Below are 13,113 nucleotides of genomic sequence, written 5' to 3' on the forward strand. Positions count from 1 at the left end.
GGAAAATCGACAAGACGATCGGGCGAAGTCAGCCCTGCTCGTCAGGCAGCCCTGTTGCTACTCCTCCAGATCCTTGCGGAACGGGGTGTGCCCCTCGAGATATTCGCTCATCCGCTCCACCTCGTGGCGTTCACGCTTGAGATAATCGGCGACGGCATTGCGCAGGCCTGGGTGTGCAATGTAGTGCGCGGAATGCATGGTCACCGGCCGGTAGCCGCGCGCCAGCTTGTGCTCGCCCTGCGCGCCCGCCTCCACCACCTTCAGCTTGCGCTCGATGGCGAAGTCGATCGCCTGGTGATAGCAGACCTCGAAATGCAGGAAGGGATGGTCCTCGATACAGCCCCAGTTGCGGCCATAGAGTGCGTCGGAGCCGATGAAATTGATGGCCCCGGCAATGTATCGCCCGTTGCGCCTCGCCATCACCAGCAGGATGTCGTCGGCCATGCGTTCGCCGATCAGCGAAAAGAATTGACGGTTGAGATAGGGCCGACCCCATTTGCGGCTGCCGGTGTCCATGTAGAAGGCGAAGAAATCGTCCCAGGCCTTCTCCGTGAGGTCCTTGCCGGTCAGCCGGTCGATCGAAATGCCTGGGGCAAGCGCTTCACGCCTTTCCTTCTTCATCGCCTTTCGCTTGCGCGAGGCAAGGGTGGCGAGGAAGTCGTCATAGGTCGAAAAGCCTTCGTTGAAGAAATGGAATTGCTGGTCGGTGCGGTGCAGGAAACCGGCCGCTTCCAGCACCTCCACATCGCTCTCTTGCGCGAAGGTGACATGCGCGGAAGAGACGCCGAGTTTTTGCGTCACTGCCTTCAGGCCCGCCGCGAGACCGGCCTTCACTTTGGCGCTGTCCTCGCCTTTGCTGACCAGCAGGCGAGGGCCGGTGACCGGGGAGAACGGCACGGCACTTTGCAGTTTGGGATAGTAACGGCCGCCGGCGCGCTCGAAGGCATCCGACCAGCCATGATCGAACACATATTCGCCCTGGCTGTGCGATTTGAGATAACAGGGCACCGCGCCCAGCAATCTGCCTTGCCCGTCCTCCAGCCTGAGGTGATGGCCCTGCCAGCCGGTACGCCGCACGGCGCATCCAGAATCTTCGAGCGCACTTAGAAAAGCGAAGGAAACCAAAGGATTGTAACTGGTTTCTGAATCTCCGCGCGCAGTTCCGGCAAAGCCGTTCCATTCATCACAGGTGAAGGCGCCGATGCCGGCGGCGACGCGGATCGAATAGTCCGCATTGGCCGTTTGTCCGTCACCCTCGTCGCCCTGATCCATGAGGCTTATTTAAGCTCCGTCCGGCCTGGTACAAGTCACGTTTCAGACACTCAGGCGACTTTGACCAGATCGGGCTCGAACCCCTCGAACGTCATCTGGTCGGCATATCTGAAGGTCAGGTCGACCGCCGGCTGGTCGTGCACCGTCCAGGTGATAACAGGCATTTTCAGCTTTTCGCGCACGAAGCTGACGAATGGGTTCGGCAGGTCGCCTGCGGCATAGGAGGTGAAGGCGATCTTATGCGCCAGCATGGCGAAATGCGCCTCGATCAGCCCAACGTCCTTGCCGTAGGCGGTGAGCCCCCCTGGGATACCCGGCGCGTCCTTCGGAAAATCGCGGACCAGCCAGTGGTCGAACGACATGATCGCCGCTTTGCCCTTGTAGCGCTTGAGCATCTTGCCGACGCTTGCCACCAGGCCTTCGTCATAGCCGGGCGTGCCTTTCAACTCGACCACCAATGGCACGCGGCCGTTCACCAGGTCGAGCGCTTCCTGCAGCGTCGGCACATGGTCCGCCGTGCCACCGACCCTGAGCGCCGCGAGTTCAGTTGCGGTACGCTGCCAGACGAAACCATCCTGGCCGGTCAGGCGCTTGAGATCGCCGTCATGGATGATGACGGGAACACGGTCGGACGACAGGTGCACGTCGCATTCGATGGCATAGCCGCGCTCGGCGGCCGCGGCGAAGGCCGACAGCGTGTTTTCCCAGCGCGTCTTGTTCATGTCGTGGAAGCCGCGATGGGCGACGGGCCGGGCGGTCAGCCAGGATAGGTCGGTCATATCTGTCCCCTGGCTCATTCGACTTCGAAGATGGCTTCGATTTCCACTGCGGCATTAAGCGGCAGGCAGGCGGTGCCGACGGCGGAGCGCGCATGCTTGCCACGTTCGCCAAGGGCCGCCACCAGGAAATCGGAGGCGCCGTTGGCAACCAGATGCTGCTCGACGAACTCAGGTGCCGAGGCGACGAAAACGGTGATCTTCACCAGACGGCTAATCTTCTCGAGGTCGCCGAGTGCTGCCTTGGCCTGTGCCAGGATGTTGATCGCGCAGTATTTTGCCGCGTCCTTGCCGCCTGCCGTATCCAGATCGCGACCTAACAGCCCGCTCGCCTGCAGCTTGCCGTCCTTGAGCGGCAATTGCCCGGCGGTGAACAGCAGATTGCCGGTCCGGCAATAGGGCACGTAGTTGGCGGCGGGCGCGGCGGCGACGGGAAGTGTCACACCCAGATCGCTTAGCCGCTTTTCGATTGTTTCACTCATGGTATTTCCCTATTGCTTGGTGACGCCGCGCCGGCCGGGCCGAAATTGCTATTTTTGCCTCGCTTCCGCCACGACTTTTTTTAAGCTGGACCATCTTTCCCTGCGGCCTGCCATCAGTCGCGACGATCGGAGTACCTCATGCGCGCAACGCGCCTCGCATTCCATGCCGTCCTGTTGTCGGGGGTCTTCTCGATAGGCCCTGCCTTTGCCGCGCCGGCGCTGCAAGCCCACCGCGCCGTCTACGATCTTACCCTGAAAAAAGCGTCCGATCAGTCCGGCATCACGGGCATATCCGGCCGCATGGTCTATGAGTTCAATGGCTCGGCCTGCGAAGGCTATACGGTGAAATTCCGCTTCGTCACCCAGATCGTCACCGCCGACAACACCAGGTTGACCGACCAGCAGACGACCACTTTCGAGGATGCCGAGGGCAAGACCTTTTCGTTCGTGACAAAATCCTTCGTCGACCAGCATCTCGACAAGGAGGTCAGGGGCGTCGCCACGAAAGAAACCAAGGGCTTGAAGGTCGACATCGACAAGCCTGAAAAGAACAGCGTCGAGCTGGCAACAACCCAATTTCCGACCCAGCACCTGGTCGAGCTGATCGGCAAGGCCGAAAAAGGCGAGAATTTTTACGAAACGAACCTGTTCGACGGTTCCGAAGACGCCAACAAGGTGATGACCACCACTGTCGTGGTCGGCAAGAAAACCGATGCCGACAAGGCCGACCCGGAAGCTTCGGCACTGGCAAAGCTCGCCACGGACAAATACTGGCCGGTCGACATCGCCTATTTCGACGACACCAACAAGACGGGCGAAGAGGTGCCGGAATACCGTATCAGCTTCAAGCTGCATGAGAACGGCATCACCCCCGATCTCGTCATGGACTATGGCGACTTCTCGATGACCGGCAAGCTGGTCAACCTGTCGCTGTTCGACCAGACGAAACCCTGCCCCGCCAAATAGTGCCGGTCTAGGCAGTTGATTTACCACGACACGGCGTGGTCGTTGCGATCGACTTGAACGTGCCGCAATCGTCTCTCAACCTCTCCCAGCGTCCAGGCGCGAGGGGGATCAGCTTGAGCAGGATCGATACATTCGTGGCGCCGCGGCCCAACCCGGCACTGATCAGGGCCATGACATCCGTCAACCGGATCGTCATGCTGCGCGGCATTCCCGGATTTCGGGATCTGTTGCCGTTCAATCGCCTGGCCGGTCTTCGCGGCGTCGCCAATGTCCGCCATATCGACTTTCCCGACGCCGATCTTGAGCGGCTGAAGGCCAGTTGCGGGGCAGGGAAGGCGACCTTCATCACGCCCAATCATCCCGAGTTCTTCACCGACTGGATGATCGACAAGGAGATTGTGTCGCAGGTCAGCCCGCTCACGGCCTCATGGGCAACCAATGGTGTCGTCAACGGCCTTGGCCGGCTGATGCAGAAGTTCTGGCTGGCCAACAATCTGATCGCCCAGATTCCGGGCAACAGCGGGGCAGCCAAGGAACACTCCGTCGCCTGGGCCTTGAAAGGCCATGGCGTGCTGCTGCATCCCGAAGGCGGCGTTGGCTGGCATGCCAACATCGTTGCGCCTTTGCTGCCGGGTGCCGTCGAGATGGGGCTTGAGGCCCTCAAGCGCGGCCGGGCCACGGATCCGGATTTCAAGGTCTGGATCGCGCCAGTCGTCTGGAAGCTTGCCTTCACCGGGAATGTCGAAGCGGCGCTGGCGAAGGAATGCGCCTATGTCGAGAAAAGCCTGAAAATAGAACGCCTTGCGACCGACACGCTGCCGCAGCGCATCCACCATGTCTATTCGACGCTGCTGGCCCGCGATGAAGCAGCATCGGGCATGCCATCCGACGAAGGCGCAACCTATGCCGAGCGCCAGCAGGCATTGGTTGCTGAACTCGGCCGCCGACTCGGCGAAAGCATCTCGCCCGACACTGATGTCACCGACGCAACCGAACTTCTGCGGCGGGCGCGTCGTTGGCAGCGCGAAAACAGTGGCGATGCGGAAGGCCGAAAGCAGGTCCGCGCGCTCGCCGACACGATTCAGAGGCTGCAACGCGTCGGGCCCTGGGCCGCGGCCAACCCGCGCATCAGCCTGGAAGAGATCGCCGAACATCTGAAGCGGGTCCGCAACGACTATTGCCGGGGCGGACTGCGTGACACGATCAACCGGTTCATTCCGCAGCCGGCCGGACCGCGTTGCGCCCATATCCGGGTGCCGGAGGCGCTGGGCCTGCATGAGTATGCCGGCTCGATCGACGATGCGGTTGCCGAGTTGCATCGTCGCATGCAGGACACAATCACCAGCACCGTGGCTGAAGTCGAGGCCGGCGGCGGCTTCATTTTCTATCTGAATCCCTTCTATCATCGCTAGACGAGTGCCTGTCGGCGCAAGATGAAGGAATACGGCAAGCCTCATGGCAGTCTATGTCGACGCAGCGATCTGGAACTGGGCCGGCCATCGCTGGTGCCATCTGTTGGCCGACGACACCGACGAACTGCATCGCTTCGCCGCGGAGCTGGCCATCAAGCGTTCATCGTACCAGGGACCGCCCAAGACTTCGGCGCCGCATTATGACATAACGGGCTTCGAGCGTGATCGTGCGGTGCGGCTCGGCGCTATCGAATGCAGCCGCGAGGAGATCGTCGCGGTCTTCCGGCGGGTGCGGGTGCCGAACGGCAAGGTCAAGCGCTGACAGCAGGGCGCGGATCGTCGCACGCAACACCACGGATCCTGCGGCGCTTGCGTTTATCGCGCATCCCCTCTATATGCGCGCTCATTCCACACACGGACTTTGGTGTCTGCCCGGGAGAAATCCGGCTGAAACCTCCGGTGGCGTTCGAGGACAAAGTCCAAAAATGCCTGTGTCCGTGGAGGCTAACCGGAAAGGAACTTTGAATGGCACTGCCTGATTTCAGCATGCGCCAGCTTTTGGAAGCTGGCATTCACTTCGGCCACCAGACCCACCGCTGGAACCCGAAGATGGCGCCCTACATCTATGGCGCCCGCAACAACATCCACATCATCGACCTGTCGCAGACGGTGCCTTTGCTGCACCAGGCGCTGAAGCAGGTTTCCGACACCGTTGCCAAAGGTGGCCGCGTGCTGTTCGTCGGCACCAAGCGCCAGGCCTCCGACATCGTCGCCGATGCGGCACAGCGTTCGGCTCAGTATTATGTCAACTCGCGTTGGCTCGGCGGCATGCTGACCAACTGGAAGACGATCTCGAACTCGATCCAGCGCCTGCGCAAGCTCGACGAGATGCTGGCCGGCGAAGCGCAAGGGTTGACCAAGAAGGAACGCCTCAACCTCGACCGCGAGCGCGAGAAGCTCGACAAGGCGCTGGGCGGCATCAAGGACATGGGCTCGACGCCCGACCTGATGTTCGTCATCGACACCAACAAGGAAGCGATCGCCATCCTCGAGGCCAAGCGCCTCGGCATCCCGGTCGTCGCCATCATCGATTCGAACTGCGATCCGGACAAGATCGACTTCCCGATCCCCGGCAATGACGACGCGGCCCGCGCCATCCAGCTCTATTGCGATCTGATCGCCAAGGCTGCGATCGACGGCATCGCCCGCCAGCAGGGCGCGCTCGGCGTCGACATCGGCGCTTCGGTCGAAGCTCCGGTCGAACCCGCGCTCGACCCGGCTCCGGCTCCGGCGTCGGAAGCTCCCGACGCTTGATAATCGAAGGCCGGTTTGCGGCCTTCATCTTTCTCATATTCTGGCACGCTAAACAGACGCACCATCGAATACCGATGGTGCGTCGGTGCATTTAAAACAAAGAGGCGACAATGAGCATTTCGGCTGCACAGGTCAAAGAACTCCGCGACTTGACCGGCGCGGGCATGATGGATTGCAAGGCCGCGTTGACCGAGACCAACGGCAACATGGAAGAGGCCGTCGACTGGCTGCGCAAGAAGGGTATCTCCAAGGCCGACAAGAAGGCTGGCCGCACCGCGGCTGAAGGTCTGATCGGCGTCGACAATGGCGTGCGCGAAGCTGCCGTCGTGGAAGTCAATTCCGAGACCGACTTCGTGGCCCGCAACGCCGCGTTTCAGGAAATCGTCGCCAACGTTGCCAAGGTTGCGCTGGCCTATGGCACGACGGAGGCTGTGGTCGCCGCAAAGTATCCGGGTTCGGACAAGTCTGTCGCCGACACAATCAAGGACGCTGTCGGCACCATCGGCGAAAACATGGGCTTCCGCCGCTCGGCCAAGCTCACCGTTCCGCACGGCGCTGTCGCTACCTACGTCCACAACGCCGTTGCCGACGGCCTTGGCAAACTCGGCGTGCTGGTCGCGATCGAGACCACGGGCAATGAGCATGCCGCCAACGCCTTTGGCCGCCAGGTGGCCATGCATGTTGCCGCCACCAACCCTCTGGCGCTGACGGCAGAGCAGATCGATCCGGCCGCGGTCGAACGCGAGAAGGCGATCTTCTCCGACCAGGCGCGCCAGTCCGGCAAGCCGGAAGCGATCATCGAGAAGATGGTCGAGGGCCGTCTGCGCAAGTTCTACGAGGAAGTCGTGCTCCTGAAGCAGGCCTTCGTGCTCAATCCCGACATCACTGTCGAGAAGGCGCTGAAGGATGCCGAGAAGGAGATTGGTGCGCCGGCCAAGATCACCGCCTACCTGCGCTTTGCGCTGGGCGAGGGCATCGAGAAGGAAGAGACCGATTTCGCCGCGGAAGTCGCTGCAGCGGTCAAGAAATAGCCCTTTCCAGGGCTCACGAACTCAGGCAACTCGGCCGGGTGTCCGCAAGGAGGCCCGGCCGATTTCTTGTGCGGTGTCGATAAAGGCCCTGAGCTTCGGCGCCATCGCCGCCCGGCGAGGGAAATAGAGGAATAGCCCCGGTTCCTCGATCGCCGTCTGCGGCAGCACCTGGACGAGGCGGCCCGCGGCAAGATCGGCGCGCGCCAGCGGCTCGAACACATAGGCAAGCCCGACGCCTGCAAGCGCAAGATCGATTGCTGCGAGCGAATCCGTCACGACAACGCTGCCCCGCGTCTCCATGGCGATGTCCTTGCCATCCTCGATCAAATCCCAGCGATAGAGCGCACCGGAGCGGACGAGCCGGTAGCCGATACAATTGTGGTTCGCCAGGTCGGCAACGCCGCCGGGACGGCCGTGCCTTCCGATATAGGCGGGCGAGGCGACGATGACGACGGAGAATGGCGGCGTCAGCCGGACCGCAACCATGTCCTGAGCGATCATCTCGCCAAGCCGGACGCCGGCATCGAAGCCTTCGCCGACGATATCAACCAGACCCTGGTCAGCGAAGACCTCGACCGTAACCTCCGGATAGCGCTCGGCCATCGCCGCGACCACCGGCGTCACCGCCAATGGTATCGCTATGTTGGAGGCGTTGATCCTGAGCAGGCCAGACGGCCTGCCTTTGACGCTGCGGATGCGGTCCATCCGCTCGGCAATATCCTGGAGGGCCGGAGCCGCCGTTTCCACCAGCACCTTGCCGGTCTCGGTGAGCGAAACGCTGCGCGTCGTGCGGGCGAACAAGGGCTGGCCGATCCGCTCTTCGACAATGCGCACCGCATGGCTGACCGCCGAAGGGCTCATGCCGAGTTCGGCGGCGGCAAGCGCGAAGCCGCCGCGCCGGGCAACGGCGACCACGACCGGAAGATGGCTGAGCAGATCGCGATCCATTCATGAATGATATCGCATGGTCTTTGCGAACAATGCAACCTTATCGATGCCAAGGCGGTGGTCCACATTGTCGCCAACTCATCGGCGATCGGCTGATGGCACTGAGGAGACGAGACATGAACACGTTAAAGCACGTAACTTTCACGGCAGGCATGGCGTTGGCGCCGATGGATGCCGGTGGGGCGGAGCCATCAGACTGGCGGGCCCTTGCAGACGAACGCGCGGTCATTCGCATTGCCGATGCCATCGACCGGGCCGTTGACGCCCAGGACTGGAAACTTGCACGCGGCTATTTTGCGGATCGGATCACCGCCGACTTCAGCAGTCTCTCCGGACAGCCGGCGGCCAACATCGCTTCCGACGATCTGGTTGGCGCTTGGGCGGCCAACCTCAAGGGCAGCAAGACAAGCCTGCATCTGCGCACCAATCACCAGGTCGCTCTCAAGGCGGACACGGCGACTGTCCTGTCGAACGGCTATGCTTGGAACCGGATGGAAGGCAATGGCGACCCGCTTTGGGAGGTCTGGGGCACCTATGAGCATCACCTGACGCGTTTTGCGGATGGCTGGAAGGTCGATGGCTTCGCGTTCCACATGACACACGAGCGCGGCAATCCCTGGGTCAAGAACACTCCGGGCCAGTGACGCGCGGGGGTATCTATCACCAAGCATTGGAAGACGATCATGACCATGACCTACTACACTCTTGGCAACAGCGGCCTTAGGGTCAGCCGACTGGCACTGGGCACGATGACTTTCGGCAAGGAATGGGGCTGGGGAGCCGACAGGGATACGGCGCGGGCGATTTTCGACGCCTATGTCGAGGCGGGCGGCAATGTCTTCGACACGGCGGATCTCTACACAGATGGCACGGCCGAAGCCTGGCTTGGTGAATTCATCGCCGAGCGCGGGCTGCGCGACACGGCGGTGATAGCCAGCAAGTTCACCATGAACATGCAGCCCGGCAATCCGAATGCTGGCGGCAACGGCCGCAAGAACATCATGCGGGCCGTCGATGCTTCGCTGAAACGGTTGGGGACCGACTATATCGATCTCTATCTCATGCATGTCTGGGACAGGCTGACCCCGGCTGAAGAGGTCATGCGCACGCTGGACGACCTGGTTCGGATGGGCAAGATTCGCCATGTGGGACTTTCCGATGTGCCCGCCTGGTACGCGGGTCGCGCACAGGCGATCGCCGAATTGCGAGGATATGAGCCGGTTTCGGCGCTACAGCTCGAATATTCGCTGGCCGAACGCGCGATCGAGAACGAGTTCGTGCCATTCGGCACGCGCCATGGCGCCGGCATCATGGTGTGGAGCCCGCTGGCCAGCGGTTTGCTGAGCGGCAAGTATCGACCGGCCCAGACCGGAAACGGCCGCCTCGACGGATTTCGCAACTCGACGCATCCGGGTTTCCAAAAGTTCACGCAACGCAACTGGGCTATCGTGGCCGAACTCGAGAAGGTCGCATCCGAGATCGGCCGCAGCATGCCTCAGGTCGCGCTCAACTGGGTGGCGACGCAGCCGGGGATCGCAACCGTCATCCTCGGTGCGACGACGCTCAGCCAAATGCATGACAATCTTGGTGCGCTGGATTTCGAGATTCCGAAAGCGCATCGCGACCGGCTGGAGAGAGCCAGCAGAACTCCAGCGCCGTTTCCCTATTCCTATTTCGGTTCACAGATACAGGCGCGCGTTACCGGCGGCGCGACAACCGGCGACAAGCCCTCCAACTACGCGTCACCGGTGCTTATCGAAGGAGAGTCGGCCAGCGTGTCCACCAATTGATTGATGGGACGGGAAACCGGCAATTTGCCGTTTGGGCGCCGCGTGACATCGCGGCGCCCTTCGTGTATCGGAACGCCATTGTTTCGGATGGCGCGCCTGCGCCAGAGAAGCCACCCGGAACGCGCCACATGCAAATGAAGAGGCCCAGATGACGGTGAAGCCCCTCTACCGACGTGTCTTGCTGAAAGCGTCGGGCGAAGCACTGATGGGCGAGCAGCATTTCGGCATCGACGTTTCAGTGGTGGATCGCATCGCCGGCGACATCGCCGAGGCGCGTGCATTGGGCATCGAGGTCGGCGTTGTCATCGGCGGCGGCAACATTTTTCGCGGCGTGGCCGTTGCCTCCAAGGGCGGCGACCGTGTCACCGGCGACCACATGGGCATGCTTGCCACGGTGATCAATTCGTTGGCGCTGCGCACGTCATTGAACAAGATCGGCGTCGACGCCGTGGTGCTTTCGGCGATCGCCATGCCCGAACTTTGCGAGAGCTTTTCGCAGCGCCAGGCGACCGCCTACATGAACCAGGGCAAGGTGGTGATCTTTGCCGGCGGCACCGGCAATCCGTTCTTCACCACTGATTCGGCCGCCGCCCTCCGTGCGGCTGAAATCGGCGCCGACGCTCTGTTCAAGGGCACTCAGGTCGACGGCGTCTACTCGGCGGACCCGAAAAAGGACCCCAGTGCGACGCGCTTCGAGCGCATCAGCCATGGCGAAGTCATAAATCGCGGCCTTTCCATCATGGATACTGCTGCGATTGCACTTGCGCGCGAAAACAACATTCCGATAATCGTCTATTCGATCCACGAAAAAGGTGGTTTCGGCGATATTCTGAGGGGCGGCGGCCGCTGCACGGTCGTCGCGGACGATTGATCGGCGGCCTGACCCGAAAAGGGAAGCCGGTTTTCGAAAGTTCGATTCGAAGACGGCCCCGAAGCAGTGAGCCCGCATTAGACGGGTCGAGGAGATAAAGATGAGTGGTGAGTACGACGATCTCAAGCGGCGCATGGATGGGGCTATTGCCGCGTTCAAGCATGATCTGGCCTCGCTGCGGACCGGTCGCGCCTCCAGCAATCTGCTCGATGCGATCCAGGTGCAGGCCTACGGCACCACCATGCCGATCAATCAGGTCGCCAACGTCTCGGTGCCGGAGCCGCGCATGATCTCGGTATCGGTATGGGACAAGTCGATGGTTGGCGCGGTCGACCGCGCGATCCGCGAATCCAATTTGGGGTTCAACCCGATCGTGGACGGCACCAATCTCAGGATTCCACTTCCCGAACTTAACGAACAGCGCCGCAAGGAACTGGTCAAGATCTCGCACACCTACGCCGAGAACGCCCGTGTCGCTGCGCGCCATGTGCGCCGCGACGGCATGGACTTCCTGAAGAAGGCGGAGAAGGACGGCGACATCAGCGAAGACGATCAGCGCAAGCGCTCGGACCAGGTCCAGAAACTTACCGACGAGACGATCAGCACCATCGACCACCTGCTTTCCGATAAGGAAGCTGAAATCATGCAGGTTTAGGGTCATGGCCGCCGGCTGATCCGAAAGCGAGAACATGGCAACGCCCGCGCATGTCGCGATCATCATGGACGGAAACGGACGCTGGGCCAAGGCGCGCGGCATGCCCCGTCTTGCGGGCCACCGTGCCGGTGTCGAGGCGCTGCGCAAGACGGTGCGCGCGGCACCTGGGCTCGGCATTTCCTACCTGACCGTCTATGCTTTCTCGTCGGAGAATTGGTCGCGGCCGAAGTCCGAGGTCAGCGACCTGATGGGCCTCTTGAAAATGTTCATCCGCCGTGACCTTGCCGAACTGCACCAGAGCGGTGTGCGGGTTAGAATCATCGGCGACCGGGCAGGGCTGCAGTCTGATATCAGGGGACTGCTCGATGAGGCCGAAACGCTGACGGCCGCAAACGAATCGCTGACGCTGGTGATCGCCTTCAACTATGGCGGACGAGACGAAATCGTTCGCACGGCACAAAAGCTTGCGGCGGCCGTGGCGCGTGGCGAACTCGACGCCGAGGCGATATCAGCCGAAAGTTTTGCCGGCGCGCTTGATACGCAAGGCATTCCCGACCCGGAACTCGTCATCCGCACCAGCGGCGAGCTTCGGTTGTCAAACTTCCTTCTGTGGCAAGCCGCCTATAGCGAACTCGTCTTCCTGCCTTGCTATTGGCCCGACTTCAGCCGCGAGCACCTTGCGGAAGCTTTGCGTGAGTTTGCTGGCCGCGAACGCCGTTTCGGCGGACTTGGAGGCCAGGACGTCGCTTCGCGACCGGCCGCGGGATGAGCAATCTTCAACTCCGTATCGTTTCGGCGATCGTGCTCGCCATCATCACTCTCGGCTTGACCTGGATCGGCGGTTTGCCGTTCCGGCTGCTGTGTGCCGTGATCGTAGCGGCGATCTTCTATGAATGGACCCGCATGTCGCGGCCAACCGGGGCAACGGGTCTGGGTTTCCTGCCGGAAGCACTGCTGGTTGTCTTCATTGGCGCCTTGATTGGCGGCCTGGCCTCCTCCTGGCTGCTACCGCTTGTGGCGGCCATTGTTGCCGCAACGGCGATAGCCGCCTCGGTTCGCAAGACCGGACATTGGGATGCGAGCGGCCTTGCCTATGCCGCGGTTTCAGGCCTGTCGCTCGCCTTGCTGCGGGATGGCGATCGTTCAGGCCTCATTGCCATCCTGTTCCTGTTCGCGGTCGTCTGGGCCACCGATATCCTTGCCTATTTCGTGGGGCGCGCCGTTGGGGGGCCGAAACTGGCGCCGGCGATCTCGCCCGGCAAGACGCGCAGCGGCGCACTCGGCGGCGCTGTCGGCGGCGTCGTCGCCGGGCTGGTCCTCGCCGCAGCTGCCGGTGTCGGCAATCTGGTATTGCTCGGCTTGGTCGCGCTCGTGCTGTCGATTGTCTCGCAGGCAGGCGACCTGTTCGAATCCTGGATCAAGCGCCGCCATGGCCGCAAGGATTCGGGGGCGCTCATCCCGGGCCATGGCGGCGTCATGGATCGTGTCGACGGGCTTGTCGCAGCGGCATTCGCCCTATACGTCATCGGCTGGATTTCGGCGAACGCCGATCATCCGGCGCAGGGTCTGTTTCCCGTTTGAGCGATGTCATTTCAG

Annotated in this window: 15 protein-coding genes; 11 read left to right on the forward strand and 4 right to left on the reverse strand. The window is 62.0% G+C overall.

From position 1 onward, the window contains the following. Nucleotides 1-57 precede the first annotated feature (57 nt). From EOA19_RS11255 to EOA19_RS11265, 3 genes are read right to left on the reverse strand one after another with little or no spacing between them, the layout of a single operon-like run. Complete coding sequence (locus EOA19_RS11255) at nt 58-1,272, reverse strand: GNAT family N-acetyltransferase (protein WP_128303608.1); 1,215 nt, start codon at nt 1,270-1,272, stop codon at nt 58-60. 50 nt (nt 1,273-1,322) lie between these two features. Continuing rightward, nucleotides 1,323-2,051 (reverse strand): glycerophosphodiester phosphodiesterase, encoded by a 729-nt coding sequence (locus EOA19_RS11260; RefSeq protein WP_128303609.1) that lies wholly within the window; start codon nt 2,049-2,051, stop codon nt 1,323-1,325. A 14-nt stretch (nt 2,052-2,065) separates the two neighbouring features. After that, on the reverse strand, nt 2,066-2,530 hold the full coding sequence (locus tag EOA19_RS11265) for a RidA family protein (RefSeq protein WP_128303610.1): 465 nt from the start codon (nt 2,528-2,530) through the stop codon (nt 2,066-2,068). A gap of 138 nt (nt 2,531-2,668) precedes the next feature. Between EOA19_RS11265 and EOA19_RS11270 the strand changes: the two genes are divergently transcribed. The 5 genes from EOA19_RS11270 to tsf all read left to right on the forward strand — a co-directional run bounded on the left by EOA19_RS11270 (nt 2,669) and on the right by tsf (nt 7,253). Next, a complete protein-coding gene (locus tag EOA19_RS11270; protein WP_128303611.1) occupies nt 2,669-3,496 on the forward strand; it encodes a cell envelope integrity EipB family protein in 828 nt (275 codons plus the stop codon). 113 nt (nt 3,497-3,609) lie between these two features. After that, nucleotides 3,610-4,908, forward strand: a complete 1,299-nt coding sequence (locus EOA19_RS11275; protein WP_128303612.1) for a hypothetical protein — start codon at nt 3,610-3,612, stop codon at nt 4,906-4,908. Between the two features lie 43 nt (nt 4,909-4,951). After that, nucleotides 4,952-5,230, forward strand: coding sequence for a DUF4031 domain-containing protein (locus EOA19_RS11280; protein ID WP_128303613.1), 279 nt, complete (start codon nt 4,952-4,954; stop codon nt 5,228-5,230). Nucleotides 5,231-5,433: 203 nt separating this feature from the next. Further along, nucleotides 5,434-6,222, forward strand: coding sequence for a 30S ribosomal protein S2 (gene rpsB, locus EOA19_RS11285; RefSeq protein ID WP_128303614.1), 789 nt, complete (start codon nt 5,434-5,436; stop codon nt 6,220-6,222). Nucleotides 6,223-6,332: 110 nt separating this feature from the next. Further along, the gene (tsf, locus tag EOA19_RS11290; RefSeq protein ID WP_128303615.1) at nt 6,333-7,253 is read left to right on the forward strand and encodes a translation elongation factor Ts; all 921 of its coding nucleotides are present in this window, start codon (nt 6,333-6,335) and stop codon (nt 7,251-7,253) included. A 21-nt stretch (nt 7,254-7,274) separates the two neighbouring features. On the opposite strand, the gene EOA19_RS11295 is transcribed toward tsf, so the two are convergent. Beyond that, the gene (locus tag EOA19_RS11295; protein ID WP_128303616.1) at nt 7,275-8,201 is read right to left on the reverse strand and encodes a LysR family transcriptional regulator; all 927 of its coding nucleotides are present in this window, start codon (nt 8,199-8,201) and stop codon (nt 7,275-7,277) included. Nucleotides 8,202-8,317: 116 nt separating this feature from the next. On the opposite strand from EOA19_RS11295, the gene EOA19_RS11300 reads away from it, so the two are divergent. From EOA19_RS11300 to EOA19_RS11325, 6 genes are all read left to right on the forward strand, one after another. Beyond that, nucleotides 8,318-8,845 (forward strand): nuclear transport factor 2 family protein, encoded by a 528-nt coding sequence (locus tag EOA19_RS11300; RefSeq protein WP_128303617.1) that lies wholly within the window; start codon nt 8,318-8,320, stop codon nt 8,843-8,845. 39 nt (nt 8,846-8,884) lie between these two features. Then, the gene (locus EOA19_RS11305) at nt 8,885-9,991 is read left to right on the forward strand and encodes an aldo/keto reductase (protein WP_128303618.1); all 1,107 of its coding nucleotides are present in this window, start codon (nt 8,885-8,887) and stop codon (nt 9,989-9,991) included. Nucleotides 9,992-10,139: 148 nt separating this feature from the next. Then, nucleotides 10,140-10,862, forward strand: coding sequence for a UMP kinase (gene pyrH / locus EOA19_RS11310; protein ID WP_027161554.1), 723 nt, complete (start codon nt 10,140-10,142; stop codon nt 10,860-10,862). Between the two features lie 100 nt (nt 10,863-10,962). After that, nucleotides 10,963-11,517, forward strand: a complete 555-nt coding sequence (gene frr / locus EOA19_RS11315; RefSeq protein WP_013531759.1) for a ribosome recycling factor — start codon at nt 10,963-10,965, stop codon at nt 11,515-11,517. Nucleotides 11,518-11,551: 34 nt separating this feature from the next. After that, nucleotides 11,552-12,286 (forward strand): isoprenyl transferase, encoded by a 735-nt coding sequence (locus EOA19_RS11320; protein ID WP_023812930.1) that lies wholly within the window; start codon nt 11,552-11,554, stop codon nt 12,284-12,286. Continuing rightward, entirely contained in the window at nt 12,283-13,098 is an 816-nt protein-coding gene (locus EOA19_RS11325) for a phosphatidate cytidylyltransferase (RefSeq protein WP_128303619.1), read from the forward strand. The genes EOA19_RS11320 and EOA19_RS11325 overlap by 4 nt, the downstream gene beginning before the upstream one ends. The last annotated feature ends 15 nt before the right edge of the window (nt 13,099-13,113 follow it).

Source organism: Mesorhizobium sp. M7A.F.Ca.US.010.02.1.1 (assembly GCF_004023085.1).
Lineage (GTDB): Bacteria > Pseudomonadota > Alphaproteobacteria > Rhizobiales > Rhizobiaceae > Mesorhizobium.

Excerpts from the sequence above, each read along its gene's own strand:
- EOA19_RS11320 (WP_023812930.1), top strand. The coding sequence starts at position 11,552 with ATGGCAACGCCCGCGCATGTCGCGATCATCATGGACGGAAACGGACGC.
- tsf (WP_128303615.1), top strand. The coding sequence starts at position 6,333 with ATGAGCATTTCGGCTGCACAGGTCAAAGAACTCCGCGACTTGACCGGC.
- EOA19_RS11325 (WP_128303619.1), top strand. The coding sequence starts at position 12,283 with ATGAGCAATCTTCAACTCCGTATCGTTTCGGCGATCGTGCTCGCCATC.
- EOA19_RS11255 (WP_128303608.1), bottom strand. The coding sequence starts at position 1,272 with ATGGATCAGGGCGACGAGGGTGACGGACAAACGGCCAATGCGGACTAT.
- rpsB (WP_128303614.1), top strand. The coding sequence starts at position 5,434 with ATGGCACTGCCTGATTTCAGCATGCGCCAGCTTTTGGAAGCTGGCATT.
- EOA19_RS11305 (WP_128303618.1), top strand. The coding sequence starts at position 8,885 with ATGACCATGACCTACTACACTCTTGGCAACAGCGGCCTTAGGGTCAGC.
- EOA19_RS11270 (WP_128303611.1), top strand. The coding sequence starts at position 2,669 with ATGCGCGCAACGCGCCTCGCATTCCATGCCGTCCTGTTGTCGGGGGTC.
- EOA19_RS11260 (WP_128303609.1), bottom strand. The coding sequence starts at position 2,051 with ATGACCGACCTATCCTGGCTGACCGCCCGGCCCGTCGCCCATCGCGGC.
- frr (WP_013531759.1), top strand. The coding sequence starts at position 10,963 with ATGAGTGGTGAGTACGACGATCTCAAGCGGCGCATGGATGGGGCTATT.
- EOA19_RS11300 (WP_128303617.1), top strand. The coding sequence starts at position 8,318 with ATGAACACGTTAAAGCACGTAACTTTCACGGCAGGCATGGCGTTGGCG.
- pyrH (WP_027161554.1), top strand. The coding sequence starts at position 10,140 with ATGACGGTGAAGCCCCTCTACCGACGTGTCTTGCTGAAAGCGTCGGGC.
- EOA19_RS11265 (WP_128303610.1), bottom strand. The coding sequence starts at position 2,530 with ATGAGTGAAACAATCGAAAAGCGGCTAAGCGATCTGGGTGTGACACTT.
- EOA19_RS11295 (WP_128303616.1), bottom strand. The coding sequence starts at position 8,201 with ATGGATCGCGATCTGCTCAGCCATCTTCCGGTCGTGGTCGCCGTTGCC.
- EOA19_RS11280 (WP_128303613.1), top strand. The coding sequence starts at position 4,952 with ATGGCAGTCTATGTCGACGCAGCGATCTGGAACTGGGCCGGCCATCGC.